At 70.7% G+C, this 26,215-nt stretch carries 20 protein-coding genes; 10 read left to right on the top strand and 10 right to left on the bottom strand.

Annotated features, from left to right (window positions below):
• Positions 1-81 precede the first annotated feature (81 nt).
• Complete coding sequence (locus ACH47Z_RS21220) at positions 82-507, top strand: OsmC family protein (protein ID WP_399075790.1); 426 nt, start codon at positions 82-84, stop codon at positions 505-507.
• 140 nt (positions 508-647) lie between these two features.
• Positions 648-2,516 carry a molecular chaperone DnaK gene (dnaK, locus tag ACH47Z_RS21225; RefSeq protein WP_399075792.1) on the top strand — a complete coding sequence of 623 codons (1,869 nt, stop codon included), beginning with the start codon at positions 648-650 and terminating at the stop codon, positions 2,514-2,516.
• A gap of 19 nt (positions 2,517-2,535) precedes the next feature.
• Here dnaK and ACH47Z_RS21230 read toward each other — a convergent pair whose 3' ends face one another.
• The 4 genes from ACH47Z_RS21230 to ACH47Z_RS21245 form a co-directional block, all read right to left on the bottom strand.
• Positions 2,536-2,940: a hypothetical protein gene (locus ACH47Z_RS21230; protein ID WP_399075794.1), complete on the bottom strand. Its 405-nt coding sequence runs from the start codon at positions 2,938-2,940 to the stop codon at positions 2,536-2,538.
• The gene (locus tag ACH47Z_RS21235) at positions 2,937-4,625 is read right to left on the bottom strand and encodes a right-handed parallel beta-helix repeat-containing protein (protein ID WP_399075796.1); all 1,689 of its coding nucleotides are present in this window, start codon (positions 4,623-4,625) and stop codon (positions 2,937-2,939) included. The genes ACH47Z_RS21230 and ACH47Z_RS21235 overlap by 4 nt, the downstream gene beginning before the upstream one ends.
• Positions 4,626-4,761: 136 nt before the next feature.
• Positions 4,762-5,625 carry a helix-turn-helix domain-containing protein gene (locus ACH47Z_RS21240; protein ID WP_399075798.1) on the bottom strand — a complete coding sequence of 288 codons (864 nt, stop codon included), beginning with the start codon at positions 5,623-5,625 and terminating at the stop codon, positions 4,762-4,764.
• A gap of 105 nt (positions 5,626-5,730) precedes the next feature.
• The gene (locus tag ACH47Z_RS21245) at positions 5,731-6,579 is read right to left on the bottom strand and encodes a helix-turn-helix domain-containing protein (RefSeq protein WP_399075800.1); all 849 of its coding nucleotides are present in this window, start codon (positions 6,577-6,579) and stop codon (positions 5,731-5,733) included.
• A gap of 37 nt (positions 6,580-6,616) precedes the next feature.
• Between ACH47Z_RS21245 and ACH47Z_RS21250 the strand changes: the two genes are divergently transcribed.
• The 3 genes from ACH47Z_RS21250 to ACH47Z_RS21260 all read left to right on the top strand — a co-directional run bounded on the left by ACH47Z_RS21250 (position 6,617) and on the right by ACH47Z_RS21260 (position 8,876).
• A complete protein-coding gene (locus tag ACH47Z_RS21250) occupies positions 6,617-7,735 on the top strand; it encodes an ADP-ribosylglycohydrolase family protein (protein ID WP_399075902.1) in 1,119 nt (372 codons plus the stop codon).
• Positions 7,736-7,815: 80 nt separating this feature from the next.
• Positions 7,816-8,121 (top strand): 4a-hydroxytetrahydrobiopterin dehydratase, encoded by a 306-nt coding sequence (locus tag ACH47Z_RS21255; protein ID WP_399075802.1) that lies wholly within the window; start codon positions 7,816-7,818, stop codon positions 8,119-8,121.
• Between the two features lie 5 nt (positions 8,122-8,126).
• On the top strand, positions 8,127-8,876 hold the full coding sequence (locus ACH47Z_RS21260; protein WP_399075804.1) for a class I SAM-dependent methyltransferase: 750 nt from the start codon (positions 8,127-8,129) through the stop codon (positions 8,874-8,876).
• Positions 8,877-8,919: 43 nt separating this feature from the next.
• Here ACH47Z_RS21260 and ACH47Z_RS21265 read toward each other — a convergent pair whose 3' ends face one another.
• On the bottom strand, positions 8,920-11,580 hold the full coding sequence (locus tag ACH47Z_RS21265; protein ID WP_399075806.1) for a cellulose binding domain-containing protein: 2,661 nt from the start codon (positions 11,578-11,580) through the stop codon (positions 8,920-8,922).
• 134 nt (positions 11,581-11,714) lie between these two features.
• Positions 11,715-14,633 carry a glycoside hydrolase family 48 protein gene (locus tag ACH47Z_RS21270; protein WP_399075809.1) on the bottom strand — a complete coding sequence of 973 codons (2,919 nt, stop codon included), beginning with the start codon at positions 14,631-14,633 and terminating at the stop codon, positions 11,715-11,717.
• Between the two features lie 261 nt (positions 14,634-14,894).
• Between ACH47Z_RS21270 and ACH47Z_RS21275 the strand changes: the two genes are divergently transcribed.
• Together ACH47Z_RS21275 and ACH47Z_RS21280 are read left to right on the top strand one after the other, a co-directional pair.
• Positions 14,895-16,373, top strand: coding sequence for a cellulase family glycosylhydrolase (locus ACH47Z_RS21275; protein WP_399075811.1), 1,479 nt, complete (start codon positions 14,895-14,897; stop codon positions 16,371-16,373).
• A gap of 30 nt (positions 16,374-16,403) precedes the next feature.
• Positions 16,404-18,131, top strand: coding sequence for a glycoside hydrolase family 6 protein (locus ACH47Z_RS21280; protein ID WP_399075813.1), 1,728 nt, complete (start codon positions 16,404-16,406; stop codon positions 18,129-18,131).
• A gap of 36 nt (positions 18,132-18,167) precedes the next feature.
• On the opposite strand, the gene ACH47Z_RS21285 is transcribed toward ACH47Z_RS21280, so the two are convergent.
• Positions 18,168-18,941: a phytanoyl-CoA dioxygenase family protein gene (locus tag ACH47Z_RS21285; RefSeq protein ID WP_399075815.1), complete on the bottom strand. Its 774-nt coding sequence runs from the start codon at positions 18,939-18,941 to the stop codon at positions 18,168-18,170.
• Positions 18,942-19,059: 118 nt separating this feature from the next.
• On the opposite strand from ACH47Z_RS21285, the gene ACH47Z_RS21290 reads away from it, so the two are divergent.
• The 3 genes from ACH47Z_RS21290 (at position 19,060) to ACH47Z_RS21300 (ending at position 21,574) form a co-directional block, all read left to right on the top strand.
• Entirely contained in the window at positions 19,060-19,977 is a 918-nt protein-coding gene (locus ACH47Z_RS21290; protein ID WP_399075817.1) for a class I SAM-dependent methyltransferase, read from the top strand.
• A 94-nt stretch (positions 19,978-20,071) separates the two neighbouring features.
• A complete protein-coding gene (locus tag ACH47Z_RS21295) occupies positions 20,072-20,773 on the top strand; it encodes an SDR family oxidoreductase (RefSeq protein ID WP_399075819.1) in 702 nt (233 codons plus the stop codon).
• A 186-nt stretch (positions 20,774-20,959) separates the two neighbouring features.
• Positions 20,960-21,574, top strand: a complete 615-nt coding sequence (locus tag ACH47Z_RS21300; RefSeq protein ID WP_399075821.1) for a hypothetical protein — start codon at positions 20,960-20,962, stop codon at positions 21,572-21,574.
• Between the two features lie 68 nt (positions 21,575-21,642).
• Here the strand turns inward: ACH47Z_RS21300 and ACH47Z_RS21305 are convergent, their stop codons facing one another.
• The 3 genes from ACH47Z_RS21305 to ACH47Z_RS21315 form a co-directional block, all read right to left on the bottom strand.
• Positions 21,643-22,479: an aldo/keto reductase gene (locus ACH47Z_RS21305; RefSeq protein ID WP_399075823.1), complete on the bottom strand. Its 837-nt coding sequence runs from the start codon at positions 22,477-22,479 to the stop codon at positions 21,643-21,645.
• Positions 22,480-22,558: 79 nt separating this feature from the next.
• Positions 22,559-24,385 carry an AMP-dependent synthetase/ligase gene (locus ACH47Z_RS21310; RefSeq protein ID WP_399075825.1) on the bottom strand — a complete coding sequence of 609 codons (1,827 nt, stop codon included), beginning with the start codon at positions 24,383-24,385 and terminating at the stop codon, positions 22,559-22,561.
• Positions 24,386-24,673: 288 nt separating this feature from the next.
• Positions 24,674-26,161 (bottom strand): MFS transporter, encoded by a 1,488-nt coding sequence (locus ACH47Z_RS21315; protein WP_399075827.1) that lies wholly within the window; start codon positions 26,159-26,161, stop codon positions 24,674-24,676.
• Positions 26,162-26,215 lie beyond the last annotated feature (54 nt).

Below are 26,215 nucleotides of genomic sequence, written 5' to 3' on the forward strand. Positions count from 1 at the left end.
CCCGGATGTGATCGGATAGGGGCACGGAAAACCCCCGTAACGGGATCTCACGTCACGGGACCCGACGCGAAAGGAACCATCGTGGCCACCACGCGCACCGCGCACACCGTCTGGGAAGGCAACCTGCTCGAGGGCAACGGCGTCGTCACCTTCGACTCCTCCGGCATCGGCGAGCAGCCGGTCACGTGGGCCTCGCGCTCCCAGGACGCGAACGGCAGGACCAGCCCCGAGGAGCTGATCGCCGGCGCCCACTCCAGCTGCTTCTCCATGGCCCTCTCGCACGCCCTGGCCGGCGCCGGCACCCCGCCCACCCGGCTGGAGACCAAGGCCGACGTGACCTTCCAGCCCGGCGAGGGCATCACCGGTATCCACCTCACCGTGCGCGGTACGGTGCCGGGTCTGGACGCGGAGGGCTTCGCCTCGGCCGCCGAGGAAGCCAAGAAGAACTGCCCGGTCAGCCAGGCCCTGACCGGTACGACGATCACGCTGACGGCCGAGCTGGCCTGACGCCCGTACGACCCCCGGTGCCGCGCCCGCCCGCGAAGGGGGCGCGGCATCGCGCTGTGCCACCACGTGGGCATTGACACCGCCGTACGCACGTCTTCTGCTGATAGTGCCGAAGACGCCCTGGCGGAAGGGGACGGATCATGGCACGTGCGGTCGGGATCGATCTCGGGACGACGAACTCGGTGGTGGCCGTCCTGGAGGGCGGCGAGCCCACCGTCGTCACCAACGCGGAGGGCGCCCGGACCACGCCGTCGGTGGTGGCGTTCGCGAAGAACGGGGAGGTGCTGGTCGGCGAGGTCGCCAAGCGGCAGGCCGTGACGAACGTGGAGCGCACCGCCCGCTCGGTGAAACGGCACATGGGCGACGCCGCCTGGCGCTTCCCGGACAGCGGTACCGTCGACGGTGCCCGGCTGCGTGCGCAGGAGCTGTCGGCGCGGGTGCTGCAGAAACTGAAACGGGACGCGGAGGCCTATCTCGGCGAGGACGTCTCGGACGCGGTGATCACCGTGCCCGCGTACTTCGACGACGCCCAGCGGCAGGCCACCAAGGAGGCCGGGGAGATCGCCGGCCTGAAGGTGCTCCGGATCATCAACGAGCCGACCGCCGCCGCCCTCGCCTACGGCCTGGACCGGGGCGAGGAGCAGACGGTGCTGGTCTTCGACCTCGGCGGCGGCACATTCGACGTGTCCCTGCTGGAGATCGGCGACGGCGTCATCGAGGTGAAGGCCACCAACGGCGACACGCGTCTCGGCGGCGACGACTGGGACCAGCGGATCGTCGAGCATCTCGTGAAGCGGTTCAAGGGGGGTCACGGCATCGATCTGGGCGCCGACAAGATGGCCCAGCAGCGGCTGCGGGAGGCCGCCGAGAAGGCCAAGATCGAGCTGTCGTCGTCCTCGGAGACCACGGTCAACCTGCCCTACATCACCGCTTCCGCCGCGGGCCCGCTGCACCTGGACGAGAAACTGACACGGGCTCAGTTCCAGGAGCTGACCGCCGACCTGCTCGACCGCTGCAAGCAGCCCTTCCACCAGGCCGTGCGGGACGCCGGGATCCGGCTGGCCGCGATCGACCACGTCATCCTCGTCGGCGGCTCCACCCGGATGCCCGCCGTCACCGACCTGGTCCGCGAACTCACCGGCAAGGACCCGCACAAGGGCGTCAACCCCGACGAGGTGGTCGCCGTCGGCGCCGCCCTCCAGGCCGGCGTGCTGCGCGGCGACGTCAAGGACGTGCTGCTGCTGGACGTCACCCCGCTGTCCCTCGGCATCGAGACCAAGGGCGGCATCATGACCAAGCTGATCGAACGCAACACCACGATCCCCACCCGCCGTTCGGAGATCTTCACCACCGCCACCGACAACCAGCCGTCGGTCGGCATCCAGGTCTACCAGGGTGAGCGTGAAATCGCCGCGTACAACAAGAAGCTGGGCGTCTTCGACCTCACCGGACTGCCGCCCGCCCCGCGCGGTGTCCCGCAGATCGAGGTGGCCTTCGACATCGACGCCAACGGGATCATGCACGTCTCCGCCAAGGACCTCGCCACGGGCCGCGAACAGAAGATGACCGTCACCGGCGGCTCCGCCCTGCCCAAGGACGACATCGACCGCATGATGCGCGAGGCGGAACAGTACGCCGAGGAGGACCGCAGGCGCCGCGAGGCCGCCGAGACCCGCAACCAGGCCGAGCAACTCGTCTACCAGACCGAGAAGTTCGTCCGCGACAACCACGACCGCATCCCCGCCGACACCCGCGGTGAGGTCGAGACGGCCGTCGCGGAACTGAAAACCCTCCTGGAACAGAACGCCGACACCACCGCCCTGCGCGCGGGGGCGGAGAAACTCGCCACGGTCAGCCAGCGGATGGGGCAGGCGATGTACGCGGGCGCCTCCGCCGCCGGCGACCAGGCACCCCCACGGGAGAGCGCCCGGGAAACGGACGCCGACGGCGTGGTGGACGCGGAGATCGTGGACGACGAAGCCGGCGACAGCAAGGGCGGCGCCGCCTGAGGTCCGTCCCGCCCCGGGTTCACATGAGGGCGGTCAGATTCCTGACCGCCTCGTGTGCCCACTGCTCGGCGCCGGCCGCCGCGCCGGCCGAGGCGCCCATGGCGACCGGGGCCAGCGCGCCCTTGAGCGTGTTCAGCGCCCGGCGCAGCCGGCCCGGCTCGGGGGCCTCCGGTCCCGTGACCTCGGCCAGCACCTCCGCGGCCGCCGCTTCGGCGTCCGCCCGGTCCTGCTCGGCGAGGCCGGACTCGGGCAACTGGCGCAGCAGTTGGCCGACGAGCTGTGCGAGTGCCTCGTAACCGGGCGCGGCCGTGGTGTCGTTGCGCTGGTTCTGGGTGACGGTCTGGTTGTTCCAGGCGAACTGGCTGCCCGAGACCGGCCCGTGGAACACCGGACCTCCCTGGCCGGTCGGCTGAGCGTCCGTCATGTGGCGGTTCCTTCCTCTGCGTTGTGCTGCCGCTGGCTGACATGGGTGCTGTCCCAGGCGAACTGGGCGTTGTGGACGGCGGCGTGGAAGACCGGCCCGTGATGGTGCACGACGGAGGGCGGCGGGGGAGCGGCCGGTTCGGGCTCCTCCTGCTCCACGACACGCAGCGGGGAGTCGAGTCCGACCAGTTCGGCACGGCCGTTGTGCAGCACGGCCGTCCCCCGTGTCCCGGTGACCCGGCAGTCCACCAGCCGGCCGGTGCTCGTCCCCCGCACGGCCATACCTGTGTCCACGCAGTCGGCGAAACGGCTGTCGGTGACGTCCAGATACGCCGAGTCCGTGCCGCAGAGGCCGACGTCGCAGCCGGTGGTGGTGACGTTCCGCGCGAACAGCCTCGATCCGCCGGCCGCGAGGACCCCCACGGTCGCCGCGGTGACCTCGCAGTCGAACAGGCGCAGTTGAGCCTCCTCCACGACGCCGAGCGCCATTTTCCCGTGCTCCGCGGACACGTTCCTCAGCGTGAGCCGCGACTGGCCGCCCGCGGCCACGGAGCCCATGGAGCAGTCACGGAACCGCCCGTCGGTCAGTTCGGCCGTGGTGGCCGCGTCGCCCCGTGTCTCCAGACCCGCCGCGCAGCGCTCGACCCGCACCTGCTCGAAGACGGCCCGGGCCCCCTCGTACACGCGCAGCGCGGTGCTCGTGACGTCGGTGACCTGGATCCGGGTGAACCGGCCCCGCGCCTTGTCGAAGACCCCGACACCGACGTTGCCGCCCACGACGCGGCAGCCGTCGACCGTGGGCGCGCCGCCGGTGGTGGCGAACACCGCGACCGTGCCGGCGTCGCGCACCTCGCAGTTCCGATACGTCCCCAGGCCCGCTTCCGGAACGTTGATGCCGGTGTCGCGGCAGTCGGTGAACACACAGTCACGTACGACGGGATCGCTGCCGGTCGTCACCGCGATCCCGTGCTCGGCGTCGCTGACCCGGCAGCCCTGTACGAGCCCCCGGGACTGCTCGATGAACAGCAGGCCCTCGGCGTGTACGGCACTGATCGCGCAGTCGGTGACGGACAACTCGGCGCGCGTGTCCGCGCATACGGCCGCCCGCCCGGTGCCGGTCAGTTCGCAGCCCGTCAGTTCGGCCCAGGCGTCGCTGACCCGCACGCCGTGGATCCGGCTGCCCTCGAACCGGCTGGCGCGGACCGTGACCCGGCCGCCCTCGATCACCGCGAGCGCGTTGTCGGCGGCATCGGTGAACCGGCACCGCTCCACCGTGCCCGTACCACCCGCGAACACCGACCTCCCGTAGAAGAAGTGACTGTCCGTCAGAACAGCCGAGGTGTCCCGCCGGGCGTTCAGGCAGACCCCGCCGTGGGCCCGCACCACCACCTGGTCCAGAACCAGCGCGCCGGCGTGCAGATCGACGACGTCGCCCTCCCGCCCGACCAGCTGCAGCCCGCGTACGGTCACGGACCCGGCGGCCTCCAGCACGGTGCCCTGGGCCGGACTCACCACCACCGAGCCCGGTGCGCCCAGCGCTGCCAGCTCGACCGAGCCCCGGACGACGAGCCGCTCCGCGTACTGCCCGGGCTCGATCTCCACCCGCGCCGGCCCGTGCCGCCCGGCGGCCGCCCGCAGCGCGGACCCGATGTCCGGATACGCGCCCCACCTGCCACGTGGCGCCACAACATACCGCCTGACCATGCCCGCCTTCCCCCGCAGCGCCCACCGGTGGCGTCCCCCGCCGACCTCGACCGATGCTACCGGCAGCCCCCAGCCGCCCAGCCGAGTCGGCTGTACGGCACGAACGCCCTCCGGGACGTCACAGGCTCGCGCGGAACTCCCGCAGCAGGGTTCGCGTGCGCTGCGCCGACGCGGCCCGTGCCGTCATGTGGTCCAGCACCTCCAGATGCGCGGCCACCTCCCGCCGCGAGTCCAGATACAGGGCGCCGGTCAGGTACTCGGTGAACACCATGTCCGGCAACTCCGGCTCGGCGAACCGGAACAGCGTGAACGGCGCGTACGTCCCCGGATGCGGGCCCGCCGCGAACTCGGCGATCTGCAGCGTGACCCGGTCCCGCTCGGCGAACTCCAGCAGCCGGTCCAGCTGGTCGCGCATCACCTCGGGGCGTGTGCTCACCGGACGCCGCAGCACCGTCTCGTCCATGATCACCCACAGGTGCGGCGGATCGTCCCGCTCCAGCAGCCGTTGCCGCTCCAGGCGCAGCGACACATGCCGCTCGACCGTCTGCGGCGAGGTCTGCCCGATCGTGCCGGCCTCCATCACCGCGCGCGCGTACTCCTCGGTCTGCAGCAGACCGGGTACGAAGTGCGGCTCGTAGGAGCGGATGATCCGGGCGGCCCCCTCCAGACTGACGTACAGGCTGAACCAGTCCGGCAGCACGTCGTGGAAACGCTGCCACCAGCCCGGCTGGTTCGCCTCCTCGGCCAGCCGCACGAACGCGGCCGCCTCCTCCTCGGGCACCCCGTAGGTGTCCAGCAGCACCTGCACGTAGGGGATCTTCAGCGCGACCTCGGCCATCTCCATCCGCCGTACGGTCGCCGACGCCACCCTGAGGACCCGGGCGGCCTCCTCACGGCTGAGGCCCGATGCCTCGCGCAGTTCCTGCAACCGTTTGCCGAGCACCACCTGGCCGACGGTGGGCGCAGCCCGTCGCTCACTCACGCCACGCCTCCCCAACGCGCCGAAGTACCCGGGCAGTCTGCCATGTGATCGCCTCTCGCACACCGGTCCGAGAGCTTCCGGGTGGCGCAAAATCGATGGAGAGCGTCAACCGGCAAGCGTGTGCAGGTATTTGGCGGTCGCCGGGTCCGCCGGCAGGAACGTCTCGATGGCCAGCTCGGCGACCGTGACGTCCATCGGAGTGTTGAAGGTGGAGATCGACGACACGAACGACAGGACACGGCCGTCGTGCTCGATCCGCATCGGCAGCGCGAAGTACGCGACGGTTCCGGCCGGTTCGCCGTCCTCGTCGTCGTGCGCGTCCTCCGGCACCGGGTAGGCCGCCACCTCCTCGTACAGGGCACGCAGCCGCTCCGAGCGCTGCAGGGCGATCTGCCGGTCCATCTGCGCCAGCAGATGCCCGCGCCACTCGCGCAGATTGCGGATGCGCGGTGCCAGTCCCTCCGGGTGCAGCGTCAGCCGCATCGCGTTCGGCGCCGGGGTCAGCAGCTTCTCCGGCACGCCGTCCAGCAGCATGGCGATGCCCCGGTTCGCGGCGACGACCGTGTAGCTCGCGTCCACCACCAGCGCCGGGTAGGGCTCGTAGCCCTGGATGAGACGCTCCATGCCGTCGCGCAGCGCGTCCAGCGCCGGGTCGTCCAGCGGCGTCTCAGGATAGTGCGGGGCGTAACCGGCCGCCAGCAGCAGGGAGTTGCGCTCACGCACCGGCACGTCCAGATGCTCGGCGAGCCGCAGCACCATCTCCTCGCTCGGCCGGGACCGGCCGGTCTCGATGAAACTGATGTGCCGCGCGGAGGAGTCGGCGCGCAGCGCCAGCTCCAGCTGGGAGATGCGCCGCCGCTCCCGCCAGGCGCGCAGCAGCGGGCCGACTCCCTTGCCGTCGGCGGGGGCGGGGGCGATGGCGGACGCGGAAGGACCGGAGGCGACAATGGTCATACGTCCGACCGTAGTCGAGGAGTTGCTTCAGGTGCGCATGAACGAGCCGGGGACGACGCCGTCCCTTCAGGCCGCGGCCGTGTACCGGGCCAGGGTGCGTGGCTGTCTCCTCGGCGGCGCGCTCGGTGACGCCCTCGGCTACCCCGTGGAGTTCGCCTCCCTGGACCGCATCCGTGCCGCGCACGGACCGCGCGGCGTCACCGGTCTCGTACCCGGCGCGTACGGCGCCGTCGGCCTGATCAGCGACGACACCCAGATGACCCTGTTCACCGTCGAGGCCCTGATCCAGGCGCGCGCCCAGGTGCGCGAGAAGGGCACCGGCAGCGCCTGGCCCCTGCTGCTGCGCCGGGCGTACGAGCGCTGGCTCCAGACCCAGTCCAGGCCCGGCCCCGAGCAGCCGGAACCGCCGCAACCCGGCGCACCGACAGGCCCACAGGCAAGCGCACCGTCCCAGGGCGGGCTGGTCACCGAGGCCTGGCTGTACTCCCGGCGCGCCCCCGGCAACGCCTGCCTGTCCGGCGTCGCCCAGATGTACGCGCCCGACGCCACGCTCCCGCTCGACGGCACACCCGGCGAGGTCAACCCCGACTCCAAGGGCTGCGGTACGGTCATGCGCTCGGCCCCCTTCGGCCTGGTGAACCCCGCCGACGCGGCCTTCGCGATGGCGGCGCGCGGCGCCCAGATCACCCACGGCCACCCCACCGGCTACTACGCGGCGGGCGCGCTGGCCGCGATCGTGGCCCACCTGGTCGCCGGGGACTCCCTGGAGGGCGCGGTGCTGCGCGCGCTGCGGCTGCTGGAGCGGCACCGCGGCCACGACGAGACCACCGCCGCCCTGCGCGCGGCCCTCGACCTCGCCGCCGACGGGACCCCGACGGCCGAGAAGGTGGAGTCCCTCGGCGCGGGTTGGGTCGCCGAGGAGGCCCTGGCCATCGGCGTCTACTGCGCGCTCGCCGAGCCCCGCCCCGAGCAGGCGCTGCTGCTGGCCGTCAACCACTCGGGCGACAGCGACTCCACCGGCTCGATCTGCGGCAACCTCCTCGGCGCCCTGCACGGCGACACCGGCCTGCCGCACGACTGGGTGGCCCGGGTGGAGGGCCGGGCCACCATCGCCGCCCTCGCCGACGACGTGGCGGCGCAGTACGCACGCGGCTGACGTGGCAGGCTGAAGTCGTCACCGGTGACCCGGATTCCGTACCCCACCCCGTTCCGCCGCCGTGAAAGGAGCCGAAGGCCATGGCCGTAGAACCGCTGTCGCAGAAGGAGATCGAGGACCGGCTGGCGGAGCTGCCCGGCTGGTCGCTGGACGGCGACCGGCTGACCCGTGCCTACCGGCTCGGCTCGCACATCGCGGCGGCGGCGTTCGTCGTGCACATCGCCGCCGTCCAGGACGAGCTGGACCACCACTCCGACCTCACCCTCGGCTACAACACCGTCTCCCTCAGCGTGCACACCCACAGCGCGGGCGGCGTCGTCACCGCGAAGGACTGTGACCTCGCCCGCAGGGTGGAGGACATCGCCCCAGGTCACGGCGCAGACTGAGGGGCGTGCTCGACTACGACAAGGAAGCCGACGCCTACGACGCGTCCCGGGGCGGCGAGGCCCGCGCCCAAGCCGCCGCGCAAGCGGTGCTCGACCTCATCCCCGAGGGGCCGGGCCGGCTCCTCGACGTGGCCTGCGGCACCGGCATCGTCACCCGCAGGCTGGCCGCCGACCGCCCCGAGCTGCGGGTGACCGGCGCCGATCTCACCTCCGCCATGGTCCGCAGGGCGGGGGCGAGACTGCCGGGCGCGGTCGTCCGGGCCGACAGCCGCCGCCTGCCCTTCGGCACCGGCACCTTCGACGCGGTCACCAGCATCTGGCTGCTGCACCTGCTGGACCGCCCCGAGGACGTCCGCGCGATCGTCGCCGAGTGCGCCCGCGTGCTGCGGCCCGGCGGGGTCTACGTCACCACCGTCGACAAGGCCGCGTCGCACGACGTCGGCAGCGACATCGACGCCGTCCTCGCCCCCCGCCCGCGCCGCGCCGCCCAGGACGCCGCCGCCACCGTCGCCGCGCACGCCGCCCGGCACGGCCTCGAGCCGGCCGGCGACACCGCGTTCCACGGCGTCGGCCAGGGCCGCAGTCCGCGCGCCACCATCGCCGACCTGCGCCGCGGCTGGTTCACCCAGCTGTCGCCGGGCGAGCCCCGCACCGAGGAGTTCGCCACACGCCTGGCCGCCCTCCCGGACCAGGAGCGCCCCCGCGCGGACCCGGTGTTCGCACTGCGGGCGTACCGCAAGCCGGAGACACGCTGAGGGCGTGCGGGGGCGCGTACCGCAGCGGTACGCGCCCCACGGTTCAGTTCACGGAGCAGTCCTGGCCGGCCAGCTTGAACGCGGCCGGCTTCGCGTTGGAGCCCGACCACGTACCGGTGAACCCGAAACTCACCGATGAGCCCGCCGCCACATTGCCGTTCCACCTCACATTCGTGGCCGTCACGGCCGAGCCGTCCTGTGTGTACGACGCGTTCCAGAGTTGGCCGATCTTCTGGCCGTCGGTGAACGACCAGCCGAGTGACCACCCGGTCCAGGCGGTCGATCCCGTGTTGGTCAGCTTCACATCCGCCTGGAACCCGCCCGACCACTGGCTGGTGACGCCGTACGTCACCGAGCAACTGCCAGAACTCCCACCGCTGTCGCCACCACTGTCGGACGAGCCTGTGGCGTCGCCGTAGACGACCCCCCGGCCGTTGGTGGAGACGTACACGCGGCCGTACACCCTCGGGTCGCCGGTGATCGCCGCGCCCGTCCAACCCCACTGGTGGGCATCGTCGTTGATCCGCGTCCAGGTCGCGCCCTCGTCGGTCGAGCGGAAGATGCCGCGCACGCCGCCGATCTTCGCGCTGGTGTAGAGGGTCTGGTACGACGCCCCGCTCGCCGCCTTGCCGAAGCCGATCGTGTCGGCCTGGCCGACGTTCGACAGCTTGGTGAAGGTGGCCCCGCCGTCCGTGGAGTGCCACAGGCCGTACGCGCCGTCCGTCGCACCCCCTGCGAGCCACACATCGCCCTTGGTGCCGGGCAGTGCCTTGAAGCGGACGCTGTCACCGCTCGGCAGGCCGGTCGCCGTGGACGCGGTGAAGGTCGCGCCGCTGTCCGAACTGACGTAGAACTTCCCCGACTTGAAGCCGTAGAAGGTCTTCGGGTCGACGCGGTCCGACTCGACGATCGCGCCGGCCGGGATGCCGCTCGACGCCGACCAGGACGAACCGAAACCCGTGGTGTACTGCACGCCCGTGCCCGCCGGGCTCCACACGAAGCGGCTGCCGTCGGCGGCCGCCGCCACCGTGCCGCCACCGCTCACCCCCGAGGGATCCGTGCCCGCGAACCAGTTCGCGCCGTTGTCCGTCGAGAACGCGATGTGCGGACCGGAGTCCAGATTGCCCACCCGGACCACGGTGTTCGGGATCGCCTCGGCGAAGTCCAGGCTCGTGGTCGTGGTGAAGGTCGGGGACGTGTACATCAGCGACGGCACCTTGGTGAGATCCGTGTGCCGGAAGCCGCCGACGTCACCCAGGGCGCTGAAGAGCTGGGCGCCACCGGAGGGAGGTGACGCCAGGTCGTTGACCGAGGTCTCCTCCAGGCCCTGCACCATCGGTTTCACCGTGAACTGCCCGCCGCTGTCCCAGTTGGTCAGGTTCTCGGTGCCGTACAGCGTGGCGCCCGTGCCGTACATCATCCGGGCGGAGTCGAACGGGTCGATCTCCAGCGACTCCGTCATCCAGCCCAGCTTCGGCGTCTGCTCCGGCGGCGACGGGTTCGCGCCGAACGTCAGCCAGGGGGAGGACGACACGTCGATGGTGTAGCGGTTCGAGCGGTTGGGGTACGACGTGTCGTCCCAGGCCCTGGTCCAGGTGGCGCCGCTGTCGGTGGAACGGAAGATCTGGGTGTCCGGCCACCAGGAACTGTACGCGGTGGCCATGATGGTGGACGGGTGCATACGGTCGACCGTCAGCCCGCTGAAGCCGTAGGAGGTGTCCGACTCCGCCACCGGGCTGATGTTCGTCCACGTGCCCGTCGCGGTGGCGTACCGCCACAGCCGGCCCTTGCCACCGTCGTACGGACCGCCCTTGTCGCTGTAGGCGAGATACAGATAGCCGTTCACCGCGTCCAGTACACCCTTGTGCGCCAGATACCCCGTCGGCTGACCCGGAAGCCGCGACCACGTGGCGCCCGCGTCCGTTGACCGGTACACCGCGTTGTCCTTGTCGGCGACCCCCACGTAGATCGTCTTCGTCGCGCTCCCCGACGTCCCCGTGGACTCGTCGCAGGTGACCCAGACGATCCCCTGGTTGTCACTCGCGTACCCGGTCGTGTCGCTCGGATCCTGCTGGTAGTTGCCGGGGTTCGGGAAGCTCGTCACCTGCGACCAGGTCACCCCGGAGTCCGTCGACCGCCACAGTCCCTTGCCGCTGGGCGCGCCCAGATACAGCACGCTGTCCTTGTTCGGGTCGATCGCGAGCCGCTCGCCCATGCCCCGGCCCGGCATGTTGCCGCCCAGTTTGAACGGCAGGTCCGTCTTCTGCCAGCTCGCGCCTCGGTCGGAGGAGCGCAGCACGGCGCCGTTCGTCGGATCCCAGCTGTTGGTGTACGTGCCGACCGCCGCGTACACCCTGTCCGGGGCGGCGGAGTCGGAGGCGAGGCTGACCACGCCCGTGTGCCCCCACTCGTCCCAGCCGACCGAGTCCAGCAGTGGGGTCCAGGTCTTCGTCGACTGCTGCCAGCGGTAGGCGCCGCCGATGTCGGTACGGGCGTAGACGAGGTTCTTCTCGGAGCGGTTGAAGACGATCCCGGGGACGAATCCGCCGCCGTCGATCCGGGCGTTCTTCCAGGTGTACGTGTCCGCGGCGACGGTCACCTGCGGGGCGGACGCGGCCGTGGCCGCGGCCAGTGCGGGCGGGGTGCCCGCGAGCAGCCCGGCCGCGAGGGCGAGCACGGCCGTGACGATACGGGTTCTTCGCATGGTGGGGGTCCTTCCTGCGCGTGAGGGGAGCAGGACATGACGACCGGGCGGTCCCCTGTGCGGGAGGGGACCGCCCGGCCTTGGTGACCCCGTCGCCCTGTGACGGGGTCGTGCACGCGGAGCGTCAGCGGGGACTATTCGAGGAGCTCCGCGTACGAGCCCATGGCCAGGGCGATGTCCGCCTGGGCCCAGAACCGGTGGTACGTGAAGACGGGCGCGGCGCCGCCCTTGAGATAGGCCTCGATCTTCGACCAGGCCGGGTCGTTCTTGTAGAAGGACCTCAGCGAGGTGAAGGTGGCCGAGGAGTTGATGGCGTCGCCGTTCGGCATGGTGCCGCTCCAGGTGCTCGGCACGTACACGCTGTCGCCGAACCGGCTGTAGTCGCTGCGGGTCTCGGGGACGGCGACGCCCAGGCTGTCCTGGTAGTTGTTCCACATGCCGTCCAGCAGCGCCTTCGCCGTCGACTTCGCCGTCGTGTCACCCGACTTGGCGCCGTAGTAGGTCAGCGTCTTCGCGTACGCCGCCGCCACGCCGACGTCGTTGGTGTAGTCGGCGACCGTCACGTGAAGTCCGCTGTTGGAGCCGGGACTTGACGGGTTCCAGGTGTTCGGCTGACCGGACCACTGGAGGGTCGAGGGGATCTTGTAGGTGCCGTCCGGGTTGATCGTGGTCTGGGACAGCGCCCACTTCACCCACTTGTCGAGGACCGCCTTCGCGGTCGCGTTCCCCGTCTGCTGGTAGTACTCGGCGACCCGCTCCATCGACCACGCCTGGAACCCGAACCACTGGTTGGACGGCGGGTCGTGGTAGACGGGCTCCCAGTCGTAGTACATGCCGTAGAAGGTCGGCGTACCGGCCGGCGGGGTGGCGTACCGGCCCTGCCAGCTGTTGGTCGCGCCGCCCGCGATCGCGCCCTCGGACGACTGCAGCCACTGGTAGAACTCCAGCTGCCGCTGGAGCGACTTGCCCCAGTCCGAGGCGCCGGTCGCCGACTTGGGCTCCAGGTCCGGGTAGCTGCTCAGCGCGTAGGCGGCCAGGGGGTTCTGGTAGCCGCCGTGCACATGGCTGGAGCCGATCCGCCAGGCCCAGCCCGCGTTGGTATCGGCGGCGCCGCCCCAGGCGTAGTACCAGGACAGCAGGTAGTGCGAGGCGTCCTTGCCGGTGCCGGCCGCGCAGGTCGAGGGGCCCACACAGGTGCCGATCTTCTTGAAGTACTTGTCGTACATCGCGTACCGCAGGTAGTCGCCCATCTTCGAGGCCTTGGCGACCGTGGCCGACACATCGCCGCCCTTGCCCTGCTGCTTCGCCCACACGTCCGCCCAGTACGCCGCCTGCACCGCGCGGGCGTCCGCGTCCGGGGCGTCGGTGTACTTCCACTGCTTGGCGTAGGAGTTGTCGCCCGTGAACAGGTCCAGGTAGCCGTTCTTGCCGCCGTACTTGAAGGCGTCGCAGGTCGGCTGGGGGACCGTCTCCCAGACGGACTCCTGCGGGCCGCGCTGGAAGGTGTTCAGGTACGACGGTCCGCTCGCCGTCGGGCCGCCCTCGCAGGTGCCGCCGGGCGTGTCGCCGTAGCCGTAGACGTTGTCCACGTCCTCGATCCAGTGCATACCGTAGACATCGTCCGTACCGTATGCGGTCTTCAGTTCACCGGCGATCGGATCCGATCCCACCGACACCGACGTGTCCAGCTTCGCCGGATACTGGTCCGGGGTGTCCTCCTCGGGCGCGTACGTCGCCGGCTTGGAGGCGTTGTAGAAGGAGTTCGCCGGCTGGTCGGCGTGCGTGGGGATCATGTACTTCTCCATCAGGGCCCACGCGCCGTTGAACTTCGACCAGTCACCGGTGACCTTGCCGTACATCGCCTGCAGCCAGAGAAGGTAGCTGTAGGCCTCCGACGTGGTCTCGTGACCGTAGTCCGGGGCCTCCACGATCAGGGTCTCCACCGAGTGGTAGGGGATGCCCTGGGGGGAGAAGTAACCGTTCGCCGGGTCGGTGATCTTGCCGTACAGGTCCAGGAACCGCTGGTCGTAGTCCTTCGTCGCCGCCAGCTCCGTCACGGTGACCGTCGCCTTGGTGAGGCCGGTGGCCGAGGCGGTGAAGGTCGCCGCACCCGTTCCGGAGGAGTCCGCCGTGACGGTGACCGTCTGTGCGGTGTTCCAGTTCGACGGGGTGAAGGTGAGGGAGGAGCCGCCGGTCACGGACAGACCGCTGTTGCCGCCCGTGCGGGCCACGCTCACCGTGACGTTGGCGCTCGGCTGCGTCGACAGCTTCACCCCGAACGTCCCCGACTTGCCCTGCTGGACGCCGAGTTGGGCCGGCGAGGCCACCACCGCCGGGCCCGAGACGACCGTGACGCCCACCGGAGTGGACTCGGCCGACGCGCCCGTGCTGTCGTACGCCTTCGCCACCAGCGAATGACTGCCCACGGTCAAACTGGAGACGGAGAGCGTGTACGGCGCGCTCGTGTCCGTCCCCAGCAGCGTGGTGTCGTCGTAGAACTCCACCTTGCTGATCGTCGCGTTGTCCGCGGCCGCCGCGGTCGCGGCGAGCGGGACCGCGTCCCCTTGCGTGTACACCGCGCCAACGCTCGGGCTGGTCAGCACCGTGACCGGCGGCTGGTGCGCGCCGGCGCAGGTCGTGCCGTTGACCGAGAACGAGGTGGGGGCGGTGTTGGTGCCGCTGTACGTGAACTGCGCGCCGGTGGTGACGGCGGCGCCCGCGGCGATGGTGCCGTTGTACGAGGCGTTCTGCACGGTGACCGTCTGGCCGGACTGGGACCAGGTGCCGTTCCAGCCGTTCGTCAGCTTCTGATTGCCGGAGTAGGCGTAACCGAGCGTCCAGCCGTTGATGGCGTCCGTACCGCGGTTGGTGATCGTGAGGGCGGCGGTGAAGCCGGAGCCCCAGTCGTTGGTCGTGTAGTCGACGCTGCACTGCACGGACGCCGCGTGTGCGGTCGTCGCGCCGGCGGCGAGCATCGACAGGGGCAGGGCGAACACCGCCGCCACGGCGGTCCACCACCGTCGCACGGCTCTGCGTCTGCGTCCGGGATCCATGTGCTGGTTCCTCCTTGCGGGCTTGCGGCTCGGGAAGATGTCAAGGCTTGAACCAGTGGGAGCGCTCCCATAGTGAGGACGACCCTATGGGCGGTCAAGGTGCTTGAAGAGTCGAAAAGATTCGACGGAAGTCGTTGAGGAAAAGTCAGCAACTCCCCTGGGCAATCCGCCCACTTGGCGCTACCTTCCTTCGCACCAGTGGGAGCGGTTCCAGTCAGTCGGCGCGCCTGTCACGGCGCGCTCAACTGCGAGGAGTCGCTCATGAGACACCCCCCGCGTTCAGTACTTTTAGCCGCCGCCGGAGCGGTCGCGCTCATCGGGAGCGCGCTCGTCCCGGTGGTGTCGGCCCAGGGGGCCACGCCCGCCTGCACGGTGGAGTACTCCGTCACCAACCAGTGGGCGGGCGGCTTCCAGGGCTCGGTGACCATCACCAACAACCAGGCCGCGCTGAGCAGTTGGCAGCTCGGCTTCGACTTCGCCGACGGCCAGAAGATCACCCAGGGCTGGAACGCCAAGTGGTCCCAGTCCGGCACCACCGTGACCGCGGCCAACGAGAGCTACAACGGCGCCCTCGGCACCGGTGCCAGTGTGACCGCCGGCTTCCTCGCCTCCTGGTCGGGGAAGAACAGCGTGCCGACGGCGTTCAAGCTCAACGGCACGACCTGCAACGTCGATGCACAACCGCCGACGACACCGCCCCCGACCTCTCCTCCGCCGTCCAACGGCACCGCGCCCGCCCTGCACGTCTCCGGCACCAAGCTCGTGGACGCCTCCGGTGCGACCCACCGGCTGCTCGGCGTCAACCGCTCCGGCGGCGAGTTCATGTGCGTGCAGGGCTACGGCATCTGGGACGGCCCGGTGGACGACGCGGCGATCAAGGCGATCGCCGACTGGAAGGCCAACGCCGTCCGCATCCCGCTCAACGAGGAGTGCTGGCTGGGCCTTTCCAACATCAAGCCCGAGTACGGCGGCGCCAACTACATCAACGCCGTCAAGGACCTGGTGGCCCGCGTCGAGGCACACGGCCTGACCCCGATCCTCGACCTGCACTGGTCCTACGGTCAGTACACCGGCAACTCGGCCGGCTGCTCCGACGTCCACGCCACCTGCCAGAAACCCATGCCTGACGCGCAGTACGGTCCGTCGTTCTGGGCATCGGTGGCGAGCACCTTCAAGGACGACCCGGCGCCGGTGTTCGACCTGTTCAACGAGCCCTACCCGGACCGGGCGACCTCCAGCACGGCCGACGCCTGGAAGTGCTGGCGGGACGGCGGGACCTGCCCCGGGATCTCGTACGCGGTCGCCGGTATGCAGAGCCTCGTCGACGGTATCCGGAACACCGGATCCAAGAACCTCATCATGGCCGGCGGTCTGGCGTACTCGAACGACCTCAGCCAGTGGGCCGCGTACGAACCACAGGATCCCGTCGGCAATCTCGCCGCCTCCTACCACGTCTACAACTTCAACACCTGCTCGTCCGAGAGCTGCTGGAACTCCACACTCGCCCCGGTCGCGGCCCAGGTGCCGCTGATCGCCGGGGAGATCGGTGAGAACACCTGCTCGCACGGCTTCATCGACCAGGTCATGAAGTGGTTCGACGACCGGGACCTGTCCTACCTGGGCTGGACCTGGAACACCTGGGACTGCTCCTCGGGGCCGTCCCTGATCTCCGCCTACGACGGCACACCCACCGCCTATGGCATCGGGCTGCGTGACCACCTGCGTGCCCTCAACCCGTAACTCCGCAACCGAGAAGAGGAACCCGCACTCATGAGTCGTACGAGAACCTCGCTGCTCGCCGCCCTGGCGCTGGTCGCCGCGGCGTCCGGGACAGCGCTCACCACCACACCCGCCTCCGCGGCGGCCGACGCCATCCCCTGCACCGTCGCCTACACGGTGCAGAACCAGTGGGGCACCGGCTTCACCGCCGCCGTCACCGTCACCAACAACTCAGCTGCCAAGTCGAGTTGGGCGGTGAAGTGGTCGTACGCCGGTAACCAGCAGGTCACCAGCGGCTGGAACGCGCAAGTGAGCCAGAGCGGCACCGCCGTCACCGCCACCAACGAGAGCTACAACGGCACGCTGGCCACCGGTGGTTCGGTCAGCTTCGGCTTCAACGCCTCCTACAGCGGCACCAACGCCCTGCCCACCACCTTCACCCTCGACGGCGTCACGTGCAACGTCGACGACGGCACCGGCAGCGGCGGGGGCACGGGCGGCGGAACCGGCGGCGGCAGCACCGGCAGCCGTGTCGACAACCCCTACGCCGGCGCCAAGGTGTACGTGAACCCGGAGTGGTCGGCCAACGCCGCCGCCGAACCGGGCGGCACCCGCGTCTCCAACCAGCCGACCGGTGTGTGGCTCGACCGCATCGCCGCGATCAACGGCGTCAACGGCGGCATGGGGCTGCGCGACCACCTGAACGCGGCCCTCACACAGAAGGGAAGCGACCAGGAGGTCATCCAGCTGGTCGTCTACGACCTGCCCGGCCGCGACTGCGCCGCCCTCGCCTCCAACGGCGAACTCGGTCCGGACGACATCGGCAGGTACGAGAGCCAGTTCATCGACCCGATCGCCGCGATCCTCGCCGACCCCAAGTACGCCTCCCTCAGGATCGTCACCACGATCGAGCTGGACTCGCTGCCCAACCTCGTCACCAACACGGGCAGCCGCGCCACCGCCACCGCCAACTGCGACACCATGCTCGCCAACGGCAACTACGTGAAGGGCGTCGGCTACGCCCTCGCCAAGCTCGGTGCCATCCCCAACGTCTACAACTACCTCGACGCCGGCCACCACGGCTGGCTCGGCTGGGACGACAACTTCGCCGCCTCCGCGAACGTGCTCAAGCAGGCGGCGACCAGCTCCGGGGCGACGGTGGACGACGTCCAGGGCTTCATCACCAACACCGCCAACTTCAGCGCCCTGAAGGAGGACAACTTCACGATCAACGACACCGTCAACGGCACCTCGGTCCGCCAGTCCAAGTGGGTGGACTGGAACCGGTACGTCGACGAGCAGTCCTTCGCCCAGGCCTTCCGCAACGAGCTGGTCTCCGTCGGCTTCAACTCGAACATCGGCATGCTGATCGACACCTCCCGCAACGGCTGGGGCGGCACCGCCCGCCCGACCGGACCGGGCCCGAAGACCAGCGTGGACGCCTACGTCGACGGCGGCCGCTACGACCGACGTATCAACATCGGCAACTGGTGCAACCAGGCCGGGGCCGGCCTCGGCGAACGCCCGCAGGCGAGCCCGGCGCCCGGGATCGACGCCTATGTGTGGATGAAGCCGCCGGGGGAGTCCGACGGCTCCAGCACCGCCATCGCCAACGACGAGGGCAAGGGCTTCGACCGGATGTGCGACCCGACCTACACGGGCAACGTCCGCAACAACAACAACATGTCCGGCGCCCTGCCGAACGCGCCGCTGGCTGGGCACTGGTTCTCCGCCCAGTTCCAGCAGCTGATGCAGAACGCCTACCCGCCGCTGCCGTAGCACCGGCGTGGTGAACGTCCGCCGGGGCCCCGGCCGTTATCGGCCGAGGCCCCGGCGGATCGCGATCTCCACCGGCGCGTACGCGCCGTCCGCCCGTTCCAGCTCGTACGGCACCGCCGGCATCAGCGGCGGCTGCGCCATGAACCGGGGCCGGGTGCCGTGGTGTGGCTGGGCGGCGTGGACGAGGAAGGGATGGCAGAGGTAGACGTCGCCGGGGCGGCCGGTGGCGTACGCGAGCGGGCGGTGGGCCGAGGCCCGGTCGAGCCGGGGGGCGAGTCTCAGGATGGAGGCCCCCGCCTCGCCGTACGGCTCCAGCAGCGGTGGCACGTCCAGGTGTGACCCGAGCCGGATCCGGGTCGGGGCGTCGGCCTCGGTCACCTCGCTGAACAGGAACAGCATCAGCAGGGCGCGGTCCCGCGAGCGCAGGTTGGCGTAATGCCACGTGGCGCCCTCGGGCAGATAGCTGCCTTCGATGTGCCAGCCTGCGTCATCCGGCTTCTGGGGGTGCGGGAAACGGAGCGGAAAGCCTCCCAGCGAACGGCGCGGCATCCACCGGCCCGGACCGACGAGCTGATCGAACGCCTCGTGCAGCACAGGGGAGTTGACGGCCGCGTCGAACGGCTCCTGGGGCATTTCCCCGACCCACACCACCGGATCCTGCCAGGTGCCGGGGTCGCCCGGTTCGTAACCGGTCTCCCGCCAGAGCAGCCGGGCACAGTCGTCGGCGACCGCGGGCGGGACCGCGCCGTCGATCTTCACGAAGCCGTCGGTCAGGAAGCGCTGCACCAGTTCGTCGTCCACGGGTTCCATGCTGGCGCCCTCCCCCCCCCGCACACCCGGTTTTTTTTTTGCGGCACCGGCAACAGAACTGGCCTCCTCCCGGAGTGCCGTCGCACGCTGACGACATCCGACCGAGAGGCTGACCACCATGGCACACGAGCACCAGACCCACCACATCCACCAGGGGGACCACGCACATCACGGCCACAGCCACGGGCACGGCGACGCAACCGACTGGGCGGCCATGGCGGCCCTGCTGGAGGCGGAGGCCGAGCTGTACGGCCCGGCGTACGCGCGCGCCCTGGCCTGGCTGGGCAAGGAGGTGACCGAACCCGGTCTGATCGTGGACGCGGGCAGCGGGCCCGGGGTGATCGCCTGCCTGATGGCGGAGGCCTTCCCCGGCGCCCGGGTGGTCGCCGCCGACGGCGCCGCCGAGCTGCTGGAGCGTGCCCGCGCCCGCGCCGCCCGCCAGGGCATCGCGGACCGCTTCGACACCATCGCCGGTGAACTCCCCGACTCGCTCAAGGAGTTGGACTACCCGGCGGACCTGCTGTGGGCCAGCCGCAGCCTGCATCACCTCGGTGACCAGAGGGCCGTGCTCGCCGCGTTCGGCGCCCGGCTCGCCGCCGGCGGCACGCTGGCCGTCCTGGAGGGCGGGCTGCCCTCCCGGTGGCTGCCCCGCGACCTCGGCTTCGGCCGCCCCGGACTGCAGGCCCGTCTCGACGCCGCCCAGGAGGACCGCTTCGCCCGGATGCGCGCCGACCTGCCCGGCGCCGTCGCCGAGACCGAGGACTGGCCCGCCCTGCTGGGTGCCGCGGGCCTGAAGCACACCGGCACCCGCAGCTTCCTGCTCGACGTGCCCGCCCCCGTGCCGGACCGGGCCCGCGCCTTCGTCGCCGCCGCGCTGACCCGCGCCCGGGACGTCCACGCCGAGGTCCTGGACGCCGAGGACCGCGCCACCCTCGACCGGCTCCTCGACCCCGCCGACCCCGGCAGCGTCCACCGCCGCCCCGACGTCTTCGTCCTGGCGGCGGTCACGGTGCACCGGGCGGTACGGCCGGTCTGACGTCATGGCACGTCCGGCGGCAGGGCGGGCGCTTGACTTCGAGCGCGCTCCATGTGATGGGCTCCCCGGCGTCATCGACACACAGGGGGATCTTGTGAACGACTCTCCGGTCGCACTCATCACCGGCGGTGCCACCGGCATCGGCGCCGCCGTCGCCCGGCAGCTGCTGGCCGCCGGACACCGGGTCACCGTCACCGGCCGCACCGAATCGCGGCTGCGGGACTTCGCCGACGAGCTCGGCCGGCCCGAGGAACTGCAGACGGTCGTCGGCAACGCGTCGGCATTCGACGACGTACAGAACGCTGTCGACCGTACGCTCAAGGCATACGGCCGGCTGGACACCGTCGTCGCCAATGCCGGCTTCGCCACCCATGACACCGTCGCCGACGGCGACCCGGCCGGCTGGACCGAGATGGTCCTCACCAACGTCCTCGGCCCGGCCCTGCTCATCCGCGCCTCCGTCGAGGCGCTGAAGGAGACCCGTGGCCGGATCGTGCTCGTCGGCTCCGTCGCCGGGTTCGTGAACACTCCCGGCAACATCTACGGCGCCACGAAGTGGGCGGTCACCGGGCTCGCCGAGAACACCCGGCGCCAGGTCACCGACTTCGGGATCGGGGTGACGCTGGTCGCTCCCGGGCGGGTGGAGACCCCGTTCTGGGACGGGCTCGGCAGCCTGCCCCCGGGGCATCTGCTGACCGCCGACCAGATCGCCGACTCGGTGGTGTGGGCGATCCGGCAGCCGGCCGGGGTCGACGTCAACACCGTGGTCGTACGCCCGCTGGGGCAGCCCAACTGACGCGTCGCCTCTCTATTAGGAAAGTTTCCTTACTGTATGCCTTAGGCCGTGCCTCAGGTTGCGAACTGCCGAAATTCATGCGTATTGCGGTGATTTGTGCGTCCGGCAAGACTGAAGGAGGCGATTTCTTCTGATCTGTCTGCCGCCGTCGGCCCGGTACGGTCACGGCTCCGGGAGGTGAGGCGCATGTTGTTCGTCCGCACGGTGTACGCGACCGGCGATCCGGCGCAGCTGGGCACGGCCATCCGGGCCCTGAACACCCAGGGACACGACCTGCTCGAGGAACGGCCCGGCTTCCGCGGCGCGGGGGTCTTCGTCGACCGGGACCTCGGCACCCTGCTCTCGATCAGCTGGTGGGAGTCTGCCGAGGCCCGCGACCACAGCGACGAGGTGATGCGCGAGCGGCGCCCGGCGCTGCTGCATCCGTTCGCCGGGACCGTCGCGGTCGAGAACTACGAGGCCACCGTCTTCCCCGTCGGACACCGACCGCTCACCGCCGGCGGAATGCGCCTGAGCCGGCTGGAGTTCGAACCCGCGGACGCGGACCTGGCCTTCGACACCTTCCACGGCGGCGTGCTGCCCCGGCTGGAGGTGCTGCCCGGATTCGCCGGGGCGGCCCTGTTCCTGGACCGCGACCGCGGCAAGGGCATGACGGGCGTCCTCTTCGCGGACCATGCCGCGCTCGCCGCGTCCCGGGCGGGCCAGGCGGTGATCCGGCGCGAGGGCGTGGCCAAGGCACACGTGAACGTCGTGGCCCTGGAGGAGTTCGAGATCGTGCACGCGGACGTGCGGGTGGACTGAGCCGTGCGGGCGTACGGCCCCCCAGACGGTCGTGCGCCGTCTCGGGGGCCGGTCCGGTTCGAAGCGGGTCAGCCCACCTCGAAGGTGGCCGGGTCGGGGCCCAGGCGCCGGTCCTCGTTGAGCGCGCTGATCGCCGCGAGGTCCTCGTCGTCCAGGCTGAAGTCGAAGACCTCGATGTTCTCCCTGATCCGGGACGGCGTCACGGACTTCGGAATCACGATGTTGCCGAGCTGGACGTGCCAGCGCAGCACGACCTGCGCCGGTGTACGGCCGTGCTTCTGCGCGATGGCGACGATCGCCGGCACCTCCAGCAGGCCCTTGCCCTGGCCGAGCGGGGACCAGGCCTCGGTGGCGATGCCCTGCTCCGCGTGGAACGCGCGGGCCGCGTGCTGCTGCAGATGCGGGTGCAGCTCGATCTGGTCGACCGCCGGGATGACGGAGGTCTCGGCGATCAGCCGCTCGAGGTGCTCGGGCAGGAAGTTGGACACGCCGATGGCGCGGACCCGCTTGTCGGCGTAGAGCTTCTCGAGCGCCTTGTAGGTGTCGACGTACGTGCCGCGGGACGGCAGCGGCCAGTGGATCAGGTACAGGTCGACGTAGTCGAGCCCCAGCTTCGCGAGTGAGGCGTCGAAGGCGCGCAGCGTGGAGTCGTAACCCTGATCGCTGTTCCAGAGCTTGGTGGTGACGAAGACGTCCTCGCGGGGCACGCCGGAGGCGGCGATGGCCTTGCCGGTGCCCACTTCGTTGCCGTAGATCGCGGCGGTGTCGATGCTGCGGTACCCGGCTTCGAGCGCCGTGGCGACGGCCCGTTCGGCCTCGTCGTCCGGAATCTGCCAGACGCCGTAGCCCAGCTGGGGCATCTCGATGCCGTTGTTGAGGATGATCGGGGGGACCTTGCTGCTCACGAGCCTGATGATCCTTCGGTCGAAGACAGGTGGTACTCCCATCGTCAACGATCAGGCGCCGGGATGCATTCCTGACACGTCAGGTCCGGTAGAGAGCCTCGACCTCGTTGCCGTACGCCTTCTCGATCGCCTTCCGCTTCAGCTTCAACGACGGGGTGAGCAGGCCGTGTTCCTCGGTGAACGGCTGCGCCAGTATGCGGAAGGTGCGGATCGACTCGGCCTGCGAGACGAGGGTGTTGGCGGCGACCACCGCCCGCCGCACCTCCGTCTCCAGGTCGGCGTCGCGCACCAGTTCCACCGGGGTCATCCTCGGCTTGCCGCGCATCTGCAGCCAGTGCTCGACGGCCTCCTGGTCGAGGGTGACCAGGGCGGCGATGTAGGGCCGGTCGTTGCCGACGACGATGCACTGGTTGACCAGCGGATGCTCGCGCACCCGCTCCTCCAGCACCCCGGGGGAGACGCTCTTGCCGCCGGAGGTCACGAGGATCTCCTTCTTGCGGCCGGTGATGGTCAGATAGCCGTCCTCGTCGAGGGCACCGAGGTCGCCGGTGGCCAGCCAGCCGTCGTGCAGGGTCTCGTCGGTGGCCTTGGGGTTGTTGAGATACCCCTGGAAGACGTTCGCGCCGTACAGCCAGATCTCCCCGTCGTCGGCGATGTGCACGGTCATCCCGGGGATGGCCTGGCCGACGGTGCCGTAACGGGTGCGCTCGGGCGGGTTGGCCGTCGCCGCGGCCGACGACTCGGTCAGGCCGTAGCCCTCGTAGATCTGCACGCCCGCGCCCGCGAAGAACAGCCCCAGCCGGCGGTCCATCCCCGAACCGCCGGACATCGCGTTCCGTATACGACCGCCCATCGCCGCGCGGACCTTGGAGTAGACGACCTTGTCGAAGAACTGGTGCTGCATGCGCAGCCCCGCCGACGGGCCGGGCCCGATGCCCCACGCCTTCGCCTCGACGGCCTCCGCGTACTTCACCGCGATGTCGACCGCCTTCTCGAACGGCCCGGACCTGCCCTCCTTCTCCGCCTTGCGGCGGGCGGCGTTGAACACCTTCTCGAAGATGTACGGCACCGCCAGGATGAACGTCGGCCGGAACGCGGCCAGATCGGGCAGCAGGGCGGCGGCGTGCAGCTGCGGCTGGTGCCCGAAGCGGACCCGGCCGCGGATCGCGGCGATCTCCACCATCCGCCCGAAGACATGCGCGAGCGGCAGGAACAGCAGCGTGGAGGCCTCGTCGCCCTTCTTGGAGTGGAACACCGGCTCCCAGCGCCGGACCATGGTGTCCGCCTCGTACATGAAGTTGCCGTGCGAGATCACACAGCCCTTGGGCCGGCCGGTGGTGCCGGAGGTGTAGATGATCGTGGCGACCGAGTCCGGGGTGACGGCCTGCCGGTGCCGGTGCACCATCTCGTCGTCGAGGTGCGCGCCGGCGTCGTACAACTCCTGCACACAGCCCGAGTCCAGCTGCCACAGCTGGCGCAGCTGCGGGAGGCGGTCGATGACGGTGGCGATGGTCATCGCGTGGTCCTCGTGCTCCACGATCGCCGCGGACACCTCGGCGTCGTAGAGCATCCAGAAGCACTGTTCGGCCGAGGAGGTGGGGTAGACCGGCACCACCTGGGCGCCGATGGTCCACAGCGCGAAGTCGAACAGGGTCCACTCGTAGCGGGTACGGGACATGATCGCGACGCGGTCGCCGAAGCGGATGCCGCGTGCGAGCAGGCCCTTGGCGAGGGCCAGCACCTCGTCGCGGAACTCGGTGGCGGTCACGTCCCGCCACTGCCCGGCGGCGTCCTTGCGGCCCAGGGCGATGTGCGTCGGGTCGGTCCGGGCATGCTCGAAGACCACGTCGGCCAGACCGCCCACCGGCGGTTCCGACGTGAGCGGCGGGCTGGTGAACTCGCGCAAACCTCGCTCCCCGATCCTCGCTGCTTGGTCACGCCGGTGAGGTCCGGCACAGCGCGGTGAAAGCTACCCCACGGCGTCATCGGGCGGGAGGGGTTGGTTAACCGTGCAAACCTCACGTTTTCCCCGGGAGGTGACGGGAAAATGCGCGCACATGGGGAAGGGCCGGACACAATACTGACGGGTCAGTAAGTTTCGGTACCGTAATCTCCACCGAATCTGTACGGGGCGATTACCGGAGAAGGGCGGCCCGGAGTCGTTCTCCCGGAGCCGCCCCTCGTCGTACACCCCTCAGTGCTGCGCCGCCACCGCCTTCTCCGGCACCGCGCCCGCCTCCTTCGGTGCCGTGGGCCGGCCCGCCCGTACGAGCAGCAGGACCAGCGCGGCCGCGACCATGCCCGCCAGGCCGGCCACCACCAGGGCGCCGTTCAGGCCCGAGGCGAACGCCGCGCGCAGGGTGTGCTCGGGGATGCGGCCGCGCAGTGCCCCGGCGCCGCCGCCCGCCAGCGTGTGGGCCGCGCCGCTCGGAAGCGCGCCGGTCATCCGCGAGGTGAGGACGGTGCCGAAGACGGCGACGGCGAGCGCGTACCCGAGCTGGCGGACCGTGTTCACCGCGCCGCCCGCCATGCCGGCCCGCTCCGGCGGTACCGCCGCCAGCGCCGCACCGGACACGGTCGGCACGACGAAGCCGGTGCCGACGCCGACGAGCACGAACCCCGGTACCAGCGCCGTCCAGTCCGAGCCCGCGTCCAGCACCGCCTGGCACAGCGTGCCCGACGCGATCAGCAGCAGCCCGCCGCCGACCGTCAGCCAGGCCGGCGCCCCGTGCAGCAGCCGCCCCACCAGCACCGCGACCAGCATCGACACCATCGTGATCGGCAGCAGCGTCAGCCCGCCGCGCACCGGGGTGAGGCCCAGCAGGGTCTGCATCCAGATCGACAGATACGCGATCCCGCCGAACGCCACCCCGTTGAAGACGAACGAGCCCAGCATCACCCCGACGAACGCCGGCCGGCGCAGCAGCGACAGATCCAGCAGCGGATGCGCCACCCGCCGCTCCGCCAGCACGAACACCACCAGTGCCAGCGCCGCCACCGCGAACGACGTCAGCGTCGCGGCCGCCGTCCAGCCGTCCTCACCGGCGCGCACCACGGCGTACGTCGCACCGCCCGCGAACAGCGCGAAGGCCGCCGTACCCGCCCAGTCGACCCGCATCCCGTGCCGCCCGCGCGACTCCGGTACGGCGCGCAGCGTCAGCCACACCGCGACCACACTGACCGGCAGGTTCACGAAGAAGATCCACCGCCAGCCCGGCCCCTCGGTGAGCAGCCCGCCGAGCACCGGCCCGACCGCCGCGGCCCCGCCGCTGACCGCGCCCCACACGCCGAGCGCCGCCGACCGCTGCCGTCCCTGGTAGACCGAGCCCAGCAGCGGCAGCGTCGTCGCGAACATCGCCGCGCCGCCGATGCCCTGCAGCGCCCGCGCCGCCACCAGCGCCCCCGGCCCCGACGCCAGCCCGCACAGCAGACTGGCCGCCGCGAACAGCACCACACCCGCCACGTGCACCCGGCGCCGCCCCAGGATGTCCGCGGCGGCGCCTATGCCCAGCAGCAGCGCGGCCAGCGCCAGCGCGTATCCGTCGACCACCCACTGCAGATCGCCCAGCGACGCGTGCAGCGAACCGGCCATGTCCGGCAGCGCCACCACCACGATCGTCACGTCCAGCAACAGCATGAACGTGCCCAGGCACACGGCCGTGAGCGTCCCCCAGCTCCGCATGCTCCACTCCTCGTCATCGTTCCCGTCGGCTTCCTGTCGTTCCGTACGATGGCC

Source organism: Streptomyces sp. NPDC020192 (assembly GCF_044388685.1).
Taxonomy (GTDB): domain Bacteria; phylum Actinomycetota; class Actinomycetes; order Streptomycetales; family Streptomycetaceae; genus Streptomyces.

Excerpts from the sequence above, each read along its gene's own strand:
- ACH47Z_RS21230 (WP_399075794.1), bottom strand. The coding sequence starts at position 2,940 with ATGACGGACGCTCAGCCGACCGGCCAGGGAGGTCCGGTGTTCCACGGG.
- ACH47Z_RS21290 (WP_399075817.1), top strand. The coding sequence starts at position 19,060 with ATGGCACACGAGCACCAGACCCACCACATCCACCAGGGGGACCACGCA.
- ACH47Z_RS21285 (WP_399075815.1), bottom strand. The coding sequence starts at position 18,941 with ATGGAACCCGTGGACGACGAACTGGTGCAGCGCTTCCTGACCGACGGC.
- ACH47Z_RS21275 (WP_399075811.1), top strand. The coding sequence starts at position 14,895 with ATGAGACACCCCCCGCGTTCAGTACTTTTAGCCGCCGCCGGAGCGGTC.
- ACH47Z_RS21300 (WP_399075821.1), top strand. The coding sequence starts at position 20,960 with ATGTTGTTCGTCCGCACGGTGTACGCGACCGGCGATCCGGCGCAGCTG.
- ACH47Z_RS21250 (WP_399075902.1), top strand. The coding sequence starts at position 6,617 with ATGAACGAGCCGGGGACGACGCCGTCCCTTCAGGCCGCGGCCGTGTAC.
- ACH47Z_RS21270 (WP_399075809.1), bottom strand. The coding sequence starts at position 14,633 with ATGGATCCCGGACGCAGACGCAGAGCCGTGCGACGGTGGTGGACCGCC.
- dnaK (WP_399075792.1), top strand. The coding sequence starts at position 648 with ATGGCACGTGCGGTCGGGATCGATCTCGGGACGACGAACTCGGTGGTG.
- ACH47Z_RS21245 (WP_399075800.1), bottom strand. The coding sequence starts at position 6,579 with ATGACCATTGTCGCCTCCGGTCCTTCCGCGTCCGCCATCGCCCCCGCC.
- ACH47Z_RS21265 (WP_399075806.1), bottom strand. The coding sequence starts at position 11,580 with ATGCGAAGAACCCGTATCGTCACGGCCGTGCTCGCCCTCGCGGCCGGG.
- ACH47Z_RS21280 (WP_399075813.1), top strand. The coding sequence starts at position 16,404 with ATGAGTCGTACGAGAACCTCGCTGCTCGCCGCCCTGGCGCTGGTCGCC.
- ACH47Z_RS21315 (WP_399075827.1), bottom strand. The coding sequence starts at position 26,161 with ATGCGGAGCTGGGGGACGCTCACGGCCGTGTGCCTGGGCACGTTCATG.
- ACH47Z_RS21255 (WP_399075802.1), top strand. The coding sequence starts at position 7,816 with ATGGCCGTAGAACCGCTGTCGCAGAAGGAGATCGAGGACCGGCTGGCG.